Source organism: Kitasatospora sp. NPDC008115, from assembly GCF_042957205.1.
GTDB lineage: Bacteria > Actinomycetota > Actinomycetes > Streptomycetales > Streptomycetaceae > Kitasatospora.
This window is the reverse complement of the sequence record NZ_JBIBHU010000002.1, coordinates 1-12396: the sequence shown is the minus strand read 5'-3', so window position 1 is coordinate 12396 and position 12396 is coordinate 1. Positions and strand designations below refer to the sequence as shown.

Annotated in this window: 12 protein-coding genes; 10 read left to right on the top strand and 2 right to left on the bottom strand. The window is 76.4% G+C overall.

Annotated elements, in window-relative coordinates; all coding sequences use genetic code 11:
- Positions 1-83 precede the first annotated feature (83 nt).
- A complete protein-coding gene (locus ACFZBX_RS02615; RefSeq protein WP_391531070.1) occupies positions 84-392 on the top strand; it encodes a hypothetical protein in 309 nt (102 codons plus the stop codon).
- Positions 393-418: 26 nt separating this feature from the next.
- Here the strand turns inward: ACFZBX_RS02615 and ACFZBX_RS02610 are convergent, their stop codons facing one another.
- Together ACFZBX_RS02610 and ACFZBX_RS02605 are read right to left on the bottom strand one after the other, a co-directional pair.
- Positions 419-634: a hypothetical protein gene (locus tag ACFZBX_RS02610; protein WP_391531068.1), complete on the bottom strand. Its 216-nt coding sequence runs from the start codon at positions 632-634 to the stop codon at positions 419-421.
- 10 nt (positions 635-644) lie between these two features.
- Positions 645-1925, bottom strand: coding sequence for an MFS transporter (locus ACFZBX_RS02605; protein WP_391531067.1), 1281 nt, complete (start codon positions 1923-1925; stop codon positions 645-647).
- Positions 1926-2178: 253 nt separating this feature from the next.
- Here ACFZBX_RS02605 and ACFZBX_RS02600 point away from each other — a divergent pair, with 253 nt between their 5' ends.
- The 9 genes from ACFZBX_RS02600 (at position 2179) to ACFZBX_RS02560 (ending at position 12253) form a co-directional block, all read left to right on the top strand.
- Positions 2179-3744 (top strand): D-alanyl-D-alanine carboxypeptidase, encoded by a 1566-nt coding sequence (locus tag ACFZBX_RS02600; RefSeq protein WP_391531065.1) that lies wholly within the window; start codon positions 2179-2181, stop codon positions 3742-3744.
- Positions 3745-3770: 26 nt separating this feature from the next.
- Positions 3771-4199, top strand: coding sequence for a PPOX class F420-dependent oxidoreductase (locus tag ACFZBX_RS02595; protein WP_391531064.1), 429 nt, complete (start codon positions 3771-3773; stop codon positions 4197-4199).
- A 247-nt stretch (positions 4200-4446) separates the two neighbouring features.
- Positions 4447-6132, top strand: coding sequence for a lamin tail domain-containing protein (locus tag ACFZBX_RS02590; RefSeq protein WP_391531062.1), 1686 nt, complete (start codon positions 4447-4449; stop codon positions 6130-6132).
- Positions 6129-6809 (top strand): endonuclease/exonuclease/phosphatase family protein, encoded by a 681-nt coding sequence (locus ACFZBX_RS02585; RefSeq protein WP_391531060.1) that lies wholly within the window; start codon positions 6129-6131, stop codon positions 6807-6809. The genes ACFZBX_RS02590 and ACFZBX_RS02585 overlap by 4 nt, the downstream gene beginning before the upstream one ends.
- A 398-nt stretch (positions 6810-7207) precedes the next feature.
- Entirely contained in the window at positions 7208-7363 is a 156-nt protein-coding gene (locus tag ACFZBX_RS02580; protein ID WP_391531458.1) for a hypothetical protein, read from the top strand.
- Positions 7360-9657 (top strand): heavy metal translocating P-type ATPase, encoded by a 2298-nt coding sequence (locus ACFZBX_RS02575; RefSeq protein ID WP_391531058.1) that lies wholly within the window; start codon positions 7360-7362, stop codon positions 9655-9657. The genes ACFZBX_RS02580 and ACFZBX_RS02575 overlap by 4 nt, the downstream gene beginning before the upstream one ends.
- Positions 9654-10166: a copper chaperone PCu(A)C gene (locus ACFZBX_RS02570; RefSeq protein WP_391531056.1), complete on the top strand. Its 513-nt coding sequence runs from the start codon at positions 9654-9656 to the stop codon at positions 10164-10166. Before ACFZBX_RS02575 ends, ACFZBX_RS02570 begins: the two co-directional genes overlap by 4 nt.
- A 301-nt stretch (positions 10167-10467) precedes the next feature.
- Complete coding sequence (locus ACFZBX_RS02565) at positions 10468-11739, top strand: hypothetical protein (RefSeq protein ID WP_391531055.1); 1272 nt, start codon at positions 10468-10470, stop codon at positions 11737-11739.
- A gap of 94 nt (positions 11740-11833) precedes the next feature.
- Positions 11834-12253 (top strand): hypothetical protein, encoded by a 420-nt coding sequence (locus tag ACFZBX_RS02560; RefSeq protein WP_391531054.1) that lies wholly within the window; start codon positions 11834-11836, stop codon positions 12251-12253.
- The last annotated feature ends 143 nt before the right edge of the window (positions 12254-12396 follow it).

The following is a 12396-nucleotide window of genomic DNA, read 5'->3' as shown; positions in this document are numbered from 1 at the left end:
CTCGGGCCCGGCGAACTGGGCGCGATGGAGGCCCTGCTGGGCATCCTCCGGGGGCCCGGCTCGATCCCCGGCGGCTGCGGGGCGTGGTCGCCGCCCTGTGGCAGTTCGTCCGCGGGGCCGCCCGGACCGCGGCGGAGGCCCGGGCCGCCTCGGCCGCCACCGGCGTGCCGGACGAGGAGTGGTGGCACGCCCGGGCCTCCCAACTGAGCGAGCCGGCAACCGACTTCGCCGAGCGCTTCCCGCTGCTCACCGCCCTGGAGCAAGCCGGCCCCGCCGAGGCCGGGGAGCGGTCCGCGGCCGGGAACCCCGCCCCCGACCGCACCCGGGAGGCCTTCCGCACCGGGCTGGCCGTCCTGCTGGACGGCATCGCCGCGGCGGCGGACGAGTCCTGACGCCGGCCGCCCGCACGGCCCCGGCCTCAGTCCCTGGCGCCCAGGCGGTCCAGGAGGCCGGTGCCGAGGGCGAGCAGGGTGCCCGCGCCGATCATCACCAGGTGGCCGACGGTCTGGTGGTCGGCGGGAACGAGGTAGCGGACGAAGCCGAAGAGGCGAAAGCCCCACAGGTGGTCGGCGACCAGCCCGCTGATTCCGCCGATGATCAGGACGAAGCTGACGAAGCCGAGGAGGTTCTTCATGACCACGACGTTAGGCAGCCGCGTCGGGGGCGGGATCCGACTTTCGGCGCGACCCGGCGTCACCAAAGTCGCGTGTGCGGAGCACGGGCGCGGCGGCCAGGGCCGGGGCCGCCGCGAGGGCGAAGCAGAGCGGTAGCGGCAGGTGGCCGACCAGCAGGCCCACGCTCGCGCCGCCGGCCGCCGACCCGGCGTTGAAGGCGGTGTTCACCCAGGCCCCGGCGCGGGTTCGGGCGTCGGGGGCGACCGCCTCGTCCGCCACCAGGTAGGCGGTGGTGAGGGCGGGTGAGACGAAGAGCCCGGCGAGTGCGACGGCCGCGCCGAGCAGCAGGAGGTTGGGCGCGAGCCCGGCGGCGGCCAGCGCCAGGCCGAGGCCGGCCGTGAACAGCGGCAGCCGCACGGCGTTCGGCAGCGGACGGTCCAGCGCGCCGAGCCCGAGGCCCCCGACCGCGCTCCCGGCCGAGAGCGCGGCCAGCACCCAGCCGACCGCCGCCGGCCGGCCCTGGTGCTCGGCGAAGGCGACCACCATGAGGTCGAGCGCGCCCAGCGCCAGCCCGGTCGCGGCCGCCGCGAGCACCGCGCACCGCAGCGCCCGCCCACCGCCGAGCCGTCCCGCGCGCCCCGCCCGGCGGTCGCCGCCCGCTTCCGCCCGCCCTCCGCCCGGCGCCGCCGCGAGCGGCGAGGCCACCAGCAGCAGCGCGCCGGTGAGCAGCAGCGCCGCGCCCGCGACGACGGCGCCGGCGGGCCCGACGAACGGCAGCAGCACGCCGACCAGCAGCGGTCCGCCGACGAAGAGCAGTTCCTCGGCGACCGCGTCGAGGCTGAAGGCGCGGCGGAGCAGGGCGGGCTCGGGCAGCAGCCGGCGCCAGAGGGTCCGCATCACCGGGCCGAGCGGCGGGGTGCAGGCGCCCGCCGCGACGACCAGCGCGGCGAGGACCGCCGGCGCCGTGCCGGGGCGCGCGGTCGCGGCGGCCACGGCGAGCAGCAGCGCGGTGTACAGCACGGCCATCGGCGGCAGCGCGCGCCGGGGCCCGTGGCGGTCGACCAGGGCGGCCCGGACCGGGGAGAGGAGGACACTGGCGAGACCGAACAGGGCCATCGCCGCACCCGCGGCGGAGTAGGAGCCGGTGGCGTCGCGGACGGCGAGCAGCAGGGCGAGCGGGACCACGCCGTAGGAGAGCCGGCCGAGCAGCGCCGCGGCGAAGGTGCGGCCGGCGTGCGGGGCGCGGAGCACGGCGCGGTAGCCGGGGCGTGCGGAGGGGCCGTGCGTGGGCACGGGGGCGGGGGAGGGCATGCGGAAACGTTCCTCGGTGGAGACCGGGCGGTGGGCGGGCTGCGCCCAGCGGCACCGGATGCGTGCGGGGACACCGGAGTACCGCGCCGACGGCAGTGGTCGGGGCGCGGTCGCGACGGGTCGGCTACGCACGAGGGACGAACATGGTTCCGAACCGTACCAGCCCGGGGCCCGGGGCTCCCGGCCCGGCCCCGGGGCCCGGACGGAGCAGCGGGCGGGGCGGGGCGGCGGTCCCCCGGGTTACGTTCGCCGTGTGCACCAGAGGTCACCCCACGTCAGCCGGCGCACCCGGGCCGGGATACCCGCGGCGGCCGGCGCCGTCGCCGTGCTGGCCCTCGCGGCCGGTCCGCCCGCGGCGCTCGCGGACACCCTGCCCACCGGGCTGCCGGGCGCCGCCGCGACCTCGCCCGCCGCCGTCGTCGTCTCCCCCGCCGTCTCCCCCGCCGCCTCCCCGCCCGCCGAAGCCGACACCGCCCCGGCCGTCGCCCCCGGCCTCGCGCAGGACGCGACCACCGTGATCGGCGGCGAGCGGCTGGGCCGGCCGACCGTCCAGGTGGCGCCCGGGGCCGGGGCACCGGAGCTGCCCGCGGGACTGACCGGGCTGTCCTGGCTGGTCGCCGACGCCGCGACCGGCGAGGTACTGGCCGCCCGCAACGCGCACCTGCCGCTGCCGCCCGCCAGCACGCTCAAGATGCTGTTCGCCGACACCGTGCTGCCCAAGTTCGACCGCGCCCTGGAACACCGGGTGACCCCGGCCGAACTGGCCGGGGTGGGCGCCGGGAGCAGCCTGGTCGGGATCAAGGAGAACCTCCCCTACCGGGTCGAGGACCTCTGGCGCGGGGTCTTCCTCGCCTCCGGCAACGACGCCGTGCACGTCCTCTCCCACATGAACGGCGGGCTGGCCCGCACGGTCGCGCAGATGCAGGAGCGGGCGGACGCCCTCCAGGCCCGCGACACCCGGGTGGTCACCCCGGACGGCTACGACCAGGACGGCCAGGTCTCCTCGGCGTACGACCTCACGCTGTTCGCCCGGGCCGGGCTGCGCAACCCGGACTTCCGGGCCTACTGCGCGACCCGCACCGCGCGCTTCCCCGGCGGGCTCGACCTGACGACCGGGCAGCGCACCGCCTTCGACATCGCCAACACGGACCGCCTGCTGGGCAAGTACCCCGGTCTCATCGGGGTGAAGAACGGCTACACCACCAACGCGGGCGCCACCTTCACCGGCGCGGCCGAACGCGGCGGCCGGACGCTGCTGGTGACGGTGATGCACCCGGAGCAGCAGTCCAGGGTGTACGACGAGGCGGCGGCGCTGCTGGACTGGGGCTTCGCGGCGGCCGGCCGGGTCGCGCCGGTCGGCGCCCTGGTGGAGGAGTTGGAGGACGGGGACGAGGCCGACGAGGCCGACGAGGGGGAGGCCGGGGAATCGGCCCCGGACGCGGAGGACGAGGCTCCGGACGGCACCGGGATCCTGCCGGAGGTCGTCCGGGAGGCCGACCAGGCCCTCCGGCAGGCGGACCACGCGCTCGGCCCGGCCGGCTGGACGGCGGGGGCCCTGTGCGGGGCGCTCGCGCTCTGGGCGGCGGCCCGGGCCCGGGCCCGCCGGCGGCTGCACCCCCGGTCCGCCGTGGCTGCCCGGCCCCCGGTACGGCCGGGCTCCCCCGCCCCGTCCGGCGGCACCGCCCCGCGCGGCGCCACCGCCGTGGGCGGGTCCACGGCAGTGGGCGGCGGCGGCCGTCGCCGGCTCGCCCGCCGGGCCCGGGGCCTGGTCCGTTCGACCCGCGCCCGGCTCGCCCCGGCCGGCGCCCGGAGGCCGTGACCCGGCAGCGCCCTAGAATGCCCGGCATGAGCGCCGCCACCCCCCACCCCGACCCGCACCGGCAGAAGCGGCTCGAACGCCTCGTCAGCCTCTCCTCCGGAAGCTATCTGCTGGTCACCACCTTCAAGAAGGACGGCAGCGCCGTGCCGACCCCGGTGTGGGTGGTGCGCGACGGCGAGGCGCTCGGCGTCTGGACCGTCGCCGACTCCTGGAAGGTCAAGCGGATCCGCAACCGCGCGGACGTCCTGGTCGGCCCCTGCGACGTGCGCGGCAATCCGACCGGTGAGTCCCACCGGGCGACCGCCGAGATCCTCGGCCCGGAGCGCACCGCCGCCTACCGGACGCTGCTGCGGCAGAAGTACGGTCTGGTCGGCGTCCTCACCCTGCTCGGCAGCCGGCTGCGGCGCGGCGAACGCGGCACCGTCGGCATCCGGCTCACCCTCACCGACGACTGACGCCCGACGGACCTGACGGACCCGACGGACCCGACGGACCTGACGGACGCCCGACGGACGCCCGACGGACGGCCCACCGGTCACACCGGCAACGCCGGCCACCAGGAACCCGTCCGGTTCATGTCAGCCGAAACGTTCTCCCGTTGTACGTCTGGTGGTCCGCCGGAGCGCGCGGTATGGCAACGGTGGCGCTGCTACAACACACAGCGCCCCACCATCATCCGTTCGCGCGTCAGGAGGACGCCCCATGCGGCGAACCGATCGAGTCCGGCTCCGTGCGCTGGCGGTGGCATCGGCCGCCGCCGTCGTGGGAGCGCTCATAGCCCTGCCGGCCGGCACCGCGCACGCGGTGTCGCCGGACATCGTGATCAGCCAGGTGTACGGCGGCGGCGGCAACTCCGGCGCCCCGTTCACCAACGACTTCATCGAGCTGTACAACCGCGGCACCACGCCGGTCACGGTCACCGGCTGGACCGTCCAGTACGCCTCCGCGGCCGGTTCCTCCTGGTCGAGGACGACGCTGTCGGGCACCATCGCCCCCGGCAAGTACCACCTGGTGCAGGAGGCCGCCGGGGCCGGCGCCGGCGCCGCCCTCCCGACGCCGGACACCACCGGCACGATCGCCATGGGCGCCAACGCCGGCAAGGTCGCGCTGGTCACCAACTCCACCGCGCTGACCTGCTCCACCGGCTGCGCCACCCAGCCCGGGGTGAAGGACCTCGTCGGCTACGGCACGACCGCGAGTTCGGCCGAGGGCTCGCCGACCGGCAACCTCGCCAACACCACCGCCGCGCTGCGGGCGGGCGGCGGCGCCACCGACACCGACAGCAACGCCGCCGACTTCGCGGTCACCGCGCCCACCCCGCGCAACTCGTCCTCCACCGGCGGCGGCACCGGCGGCACCCGCATCCACGACATCCAGGGCGCGGCCCGCACCTCCCCGCTGGCCGGCCAGGCGGTCGGCGCCGTCCCCGGCGTCGTCACCGCGGTCGGCCCGAGCGGCTACTGGTTCCAGGACCCGCAGCCCGACGCCGACCCGGCCACCAGCGAGGCCGTCTACGTCTACACCGCGGGCGCGCCGGGCGTGGCCGTCGGAGACTCGGTCAAGGTCGGCGGCACGGTGAGCGAGTTCCGCCCGGGCGGCACCGGCGGCACCACCAACCTGACCATCACCGAACTCACCGCGCCCACCACCAGCGTCCTCGCCCACAACGCCGCGCTGCCCGCCGCCACCGTGGCCGGCGCGGGCGGCCGGGTCCCGCCCGCCTCGGTGATCTCCAGCGTCACCACGGGCGACGTCGAGACGGCCGGCGGCTTCCAGCCGGCCACCGACGGCCTGGACTTCTGGGAGTCCCTGGAGGGCATGCGGGTCCAGCTGAACGGCGCCGCCGTGGTCGGCCCGCGCAGCTCCTTCGGCGAGATCCCGGTCGTCCCGCAGGGCTCGGCCACCCGCACCAACCGCGGCGGCATCCTGGTGCAGGCCTCCGACGGCAACCCCGAGCGGGTCCTGCTGGACGACGTGCTCGCCCCGACGCCGACCGCCAACGTGGGCGACACCCTCTCCGGCGCCACCGTCGGCGTCCTCGACTACTCCTTCGGCAACTTCAAGCTGCTGGTCACCGCGACCCCGACCGTCGTCAGCGGCGGTCTCGCCGCCGAGACCACCGCCGCCCAGGCCGCCGGCGAACTCGCCACCGCGACCTTCAACGTCGAGAACCTCGCCCCCGGTGACCCGCAGAGCAAGTTCGACGGCCTCGCCGCGGCCGTCGTCGGCAACCTCCGCTCGCCCGACCTGATCGCCCTGGAGGAGATCCAGGACAACTCCGGCGCGACCGACAACGGCGTCGTCGCCGCCGACCAGACGGTGGCCAAGCTGGTCGCCGCGATCAGCGCGGCCGCCCGGCCTACTCCTCCCGCCAGATCAACCCGGTGAACGACCAGGACGGCGGCCAGCCCGGCGGCAACATCCGCCAGGTCTTCCTCTACCGCACCGATCGCGGCCTCACCTTCACCGACCGCCCCGGCGCCGGATCCACCACCGCCAACTCGGTCGTCAACAACGCCGGCACGCCCGCGCTCGCCTACTCCCCCGGCCGGATCGACCCGGCCGACCCGGCGTTCAACGCCAGCCGCAAGCCGCTCGCCGGCGAGTTCCGCTGGAACGGCCGCCCGGTCTTCGTGGTCGCCAACCACTTCAACTCCAAGGGCGGCGACCAGCCCCTCTTCGGCCGCTACCAGCAGCCCTCCCGCCCGTCCGAGACCCAGCGCCACGCCCAGGCCACCGCGGTGAAGACCTTCACCGACCAGATCCTCGCGGTCGACCCGAACGCCTCGGTCATCGTCCTCGGCGACATCAACGACTTCGAGTTCTCCCGGACCACCGACCTCCTCACCGCCGGCGGCTCCCTGGTCGACCTCCCCCGCACCCTCCCCCTCGCCGAGCGCTACACCTACGTCTACGAGGGCAACTCCCAGGTGCTGGACCACATCCTCATCTCCCCCGCCCTCGCGGCCAAGGCCTACAGCTACGACATCGTCCACCTCAACAGCGAGTTCGCCACCCAACTGAGCGACCACGACCCCCAGATCGTCCGCATCCCCCTCCCGTAAGCCGCCCCGCCCCTGCCCGGCCGTCCCCCTGCCCCGGCGTCCTCTCCCCGACGCCGGGGCAGCGCCGTACCCACCGACGGCGCGGCACCGGCCCCCGGGACACCTTGGAGAAGCCGCGGCCCGAACCGGGCGGCCCGCTGCTGGAGGGCCCTCGTGGATCACCGGGTTCCGGCTCCCGCTGTCCCGATGGGACCTCGGGCGCGGTGAGCCGGTGGCCGGACGGTCGCGACGGGCCGGGGCGGGTGCGGGAGACCGTGGGCGCCCCGGCCCGGCGCCGTGTGCGGGCACGGGCACGGGGTGGGGGTATGTGATTCGGGTCATTCGGGGTGTACGGGAACTCGCCGGGGCGGGGGCACGACTGGTGGGGGGTGAGTGGGATGTCGCCGGGTGGCCGGCCGTTGAGTGTGCTGGCGGGGTTCGCCCTGCTGCTGGTGGTGGTGTTCGTCGTGGCCTTCGCGGTGGGGCGCGGGGCCGGGCCGGTGGCGCCCGGGCTGACGCCCGGGGGCGGGGGCGGCGGGGAGCCCGGGACGCATCGGATGGGGGCGGGCCGGTGAGGGCGACCGCGGAGGCCGACGCGCTGGTGAGCACCGATCTGGCGGTCGGCGGGATGACCTGCGCCGCCTGTGTCGGCCGGGTGGAGAAGCGGCTGGCCCGGATCGAGGGCGTGAGCGCCGGGGTGAACCTGGCCACCGGGCGGGCGCGGGTGCTGCATCCGGCCGCGGTGGGCGTCGAGGAGCTGGTCGCGGCGGTCGAACGGGCCGGATACACGGCCGAGTTGGCCGATCCCGGGACGGTTCTGGAGAGCGCCGGGCAGGAGGACGCCGGGGACCGGTGGCGGCTGCTGGTGACCGCCGTGCTGGCCGTGCCCGTGGTGGTGCTGTCGATGGTGCCCTCGCTCCAGTTCCCGGCCTGGCAGTGGGTCTGCTTCGGGCTGGCGCTGCCGGTGGTGAGCTGGGGCTCGGCCGGGTTCCACCGCCGGGCCCGGCAGGGCCTGCGGCACGCGGCGGCGACCATGGACACCCTGGTGAGCCTCGGTGTGGTCGCGTCGTTCGGCTGGTCCGCGTACGCGCTGCTGTTCGGCGGGGCGGGCGCGATCGGCATGCGGATGCCGTTCTCGCTGACCGCCGACGGCGGCGGCACCGCCCACGTCTACCTGGAGGCGGCCGTCGGGGTGCCGCTGTTCGTGCTGGCGGGGCGGCTGCTGGAGGGCCGGGTCCGGCGGCGCAGCGGTTCGGCGCTGCGGGCGTTGGCCGAACTGGGCGCCAAGGAGGTCTGCGTCCGCGATCCGCGCACCGGCGAGGAGCGGCTGCTGCCGATCGAACGGCTGCTGCCGGGGCAGGAGTTCGTGGTCCGGCCCGGCGAGCGGGTGGCCACCGACGGGGTGGTGGTCGAGGGCGGTTCGGCGCTGGACCTGAGCCTGCTGACCGGTGAGTCGGTGCCGGTGGAGGTCGGGCCGGGCGACCGGGTGGCGGGCGCCACGGTGAACGTCGGCGGGGCGCTGGTGGTGCGGGCGACGGCGGTCGGCGCGGACACCCAACTGGCCCGGATCACCGCGCTGGTGGCGGATGCCCAGGCGGGCAAGGCCAGGGCGCAGCGGCTCGCGGACACGGTCGCCGGGGTGTTCGTGCCCTGCGTGCTGACCGTGGCGGTCTGCGTACTGGGCTTCTGGCTGGGCGCGGGCGCCGATCCGCAGGCGGCGGTGACGGCGGCGGTCGCCGTGCTGGTGGTGGCCTGCCCGTGCGCGCTGGGCCTGGCCACGCCGACCGCGCTGCTGGCGGCGACCGGCCGCGGCGCCGAACTGGGCGTGCTGGTGCGCGGCCCGGAGGTGCTGGAGAGCCTGCGCCGGGTGGACACCGTGGTGCTGGACAAGACGGGCACGCTGACCACCGGCCGGATGGAGCTCACGGCGGTGGCCGTGGCGGCCGGCGCGGGGGTCGGCGAGGACCGGGTGCTGCGGCTCGCGGGAGCGGTCGAGCACCGGTCGGAGCACCCTGTCGGGCGGGCCGTCGTGGGGGCGGCCCGGGCCCGGTGCGGCTCCGAACCGCTGCCGGCGGTGGCCGGGTTCACGGCCACCGCCGGAGTCGGGGTGTCCGGGGAGGTCGAGGGCCTCCTGGTGCGGGTGGTGCGCCCGGAGGCGGCCGGCGGGCCGCTGCCGGAGGAGCTGGCGCGGGCGCTGGCGGACGCCTCTGCGGCGGGCCGCACACCGGTGGTGGTGGAGCTGGACGGACGGCCGGCGGCCGTGCTGGCGGTCGGCGACACGGTGCGTTCGGGCAGCTGGCGCGCGCTGCACCGGCTGCGCGGCATGGGCCTGGAGCCGGTGCTGCTGACCGGCGACGGTCCCGGCGCGGCGCGGGCCGTCGCGGCGGAGCTGGGCATCGAGCGGGTGCACGCCTCGGCCTCGCCGGAGCGCAAGGCGGAGGTGGTGGCGGAGCTGCGGGCCGCCGGCCGGACCACGGCGGTGGTCGGCGACGGGGTCAACGACGCCGTCGCGCTGGCCTCGGCGGACCTCGGGGTGGCGCTCGCCTCGGGAAGTGACGCGGCGATCGGCGCGGCCGGGCTGACGCTGGTGCGCGGGGACATCGAGGCGGTGGTGGACGCCGTCCGGCTGGCCCGGCGCACCCTGGCGACGATCCGGGTGAACCTGCTCTGGGCGTTCGGGTACAACGTGGTGCTGATCCCGCTGGCGGCGGTGGGGTTGCTGAACCCGATGCTGGCGGCGGTGGCGATGTCGCTGAGTTCGCTGCTGGTGGTGGGCAACAGCCTGCGGCTGCGGACGTGGCGCCCCGGGCGCGGCGCCGGCCGTACGGACGCCGGTGGCACGGCGGGTGCGGCGGGTGCGGCGTGGTGAGCGGGCGGACGGCCCGGGTGCTGGGGGCGGCCCGGCGATTGCGCGTGGCGGGGCCGCCGGTGGCGGCGGCCGGGGTGGCGCTCGCGCTGCTCTCGGGGTGGACGGCGGTCGGCGGGGCCGGGACGGCGCGCCCGGTCGAGGTGGAGCCCGGGTGGCTGCTGCTGCCCACGGCGAGCGGGGCGCCGGTCACCGCCGCCTTCTTCACCGTCCGCAACCCGGGCGACATCCCGGACGAGCTGACCTCCGCCGGCTGGGAGTTCGGCGGCAAGGTGACGCTGAAGCGGCATCTGCACCAGGGCGCCGCGGGCCGGTGGGCACCGGCCGCGTCGCTGCCGGTGCCGGAGCGCGGCGCGTTGGTGATGTCGCCGGAGGACGCCGATCTGATGATCACCAATCCGCCGCCGCTGAAGGTCGGGCAGTGGGTGGAGTTCACGCTCGGCTTCCGCAACAGCCCACAGGTGCGCGTCAAGGCGGAGGTCCTGCCGCCCGGCGGCCGGCGCGGCGGCTGACACGGGCCGGCGGCTCGGCCGGGGCGGTGACGGCCGGTCCGGGGCGGCGGTCCGGGGCGGCGGTCCGGCGCGGGACACCGGGCGCCGCCAGGGGCTCGGCTCGGGATTGTCGGCAGGTTCCGGTAGTTTGTGCCCATCCTGCGGAGGGCGCCGGGGAGCCGTGTGCCCGACCCGCAGGTCCCGTGCCCGTCCGTGTCACGCCGTCACGCCTCGCGCCGTCACTTCGTGCCCGGACGAACGCACGCCCGTACCCGCAGCACCGGCACCCGCCGCCACACCCAGGAGCGCTCCCATCAACACCGTGATACGCCGGACTGCCCGCACCACCCTGGTCGCGGCCGCCTGCGGCACCGTTCTCGCCACCGGCCTCGCCGCGTGCGGCACCGTGCAGCAGCTCAGCGCCGCCGACAAGGTCTCCACCGCGTTCGAGAAGCTCGGCCAGGGCAAGTCCTTCAGCGCCAAGCTGTCGGTCGACGCCACCGCCGAGCAGATCGAGGCGTTCGGGACGGCCACCGGCGAGAAGATCGAGAAGGACGACGCGGCCGCGCTCGCCTCCCTCAGCCTGTCCGTCGCGGTCAGCGCCGACAAGCCGCTGAAGGACGTCCAGCCGTCCAAGGGCGCCGACGGCGCGGCCCCGAAGACCGACCCGTCGCTCTCCTCCTCCTTCGCGCTCACCGGCAAGGGCGGGGCGTCGCTGTTCGAGCTGCGCCAGGTCGGCGACCGGGCCTTCGCGAAGGCGGACCTGGCCGGCTTCGTGAGCCTCACCGGTGAGGACGCCTCCGAGGTCGACCAGCTGACCGCGAGCCTGCCGGCCGCCATCCAGGGCGCGCTGACGGGCAAGTGGGTCGCCTTCGACGCCAAGGAGCTCCAGGCGGCCGGCGGAGCGGACGGCACGGGCGCCGCCGGGGCCTCCCCCGCCCCGTCGCTCGACCCCAAGCTCACGGACGGCCTGGCCTCGTCGCTGAAGGACATCCTCAACAACGACCTGTCCTTCGAGGACAAGGGGAAGAAGGACGGCAAGGAGCGGATCACCGTCACCGCCCCGGCCCGCAAGCTGGCGGACGACCTGCTGAAGGCCTTCCAGCCGCTCACCAAGGACCTCCCGGACCTCGACGCGCTGCCGAAGACCGCCCCGACGGAGATCCCGGACCGCAACCTGTCCCTGGACGTCCTCCTCGACGGCGGCGCGCTGTCCGCCGTCACCTTCGACCTCGCCCAGCTGGAGGAGAAGGCCACCGCCACCCCGCTGCCGCTGCCGCTGCGGATCGCGTTCGGCAAGGACGCCCCGGCGATCCAGGCGCCCGCCGACGCCGCCACTCTCACCTCCGAGGACATCCTCGGCCTCCTGGGCACGTTCGCCGGCGGCGCGTTCGGCGCGGACCCGCTGGGTGCCGAGGCCAACGGCACCGGCACCGGTGTCGGCGGCCCGGGCGAGGCGGCCGCGCCGCTCACCGACGCCCAGGTCAAGGAGCTGACCGCCGGCGGCACGATGAACGAGGAGCAGGTCCGGCTCTACAACAAGCTGGGCATGAACTACCAGGACATCAAGGACCTCGCCGCCATGGGCTCCTGACCGTGAACCCCCCGCCGCCGGGCGTCCGTCTCCTTCACTGAGGGGGCTGCCCGGTCGGCGGGCGGCCTCGGCCGTACCGACCGAGGAGTGTCCCGTGAGGAAGATCAGGACGGCGTTGGCCGCCGCCGCTCTCGCCGCCGTCGCCGTGACGGCGGCGCCCGCCGTCGCCGTGGCGGAGCCGATGCACTGCACCAGCCCGGCCTGGGGCGGGGAGTACCTGTGCGGCAACGAGTACGGCTCGCCCGGCATGGCGGAGTACGTCTACCGGGACGGCCGCCGCCAGGTGTTCGTCATCGGCACCGACCACGCGGTGTGGACGCGTTCGAGCAGCGCGTCCGGCAAGAAGGGGTCCTGGTCGTCGCTGGGCGGCTACCTGATCGGCGGCGTCGGCATCAGCGCCTCCGACATGGGCAACGGCCGGTTCGAGATCGCCGCCAGGGGCTCGGACTACAAGCTCTGGGCCCGACGCCACGCCGAGGACGGCAGCTGGAGCGCCTGGACCCGGATCTCCTAGCGCGACGGCCTGCCGGGGGGGCGGGGGCGTGCCCCCCCCCCCCCCCGGCCCCCCCGGCCCCCCCCCCCCACGCCGGCGGCCGGTCGCGGTCGTACTCCACCCGCCGGCGCCGGGTGGGGGCACCGGGCGGGCCGGAGCCCACC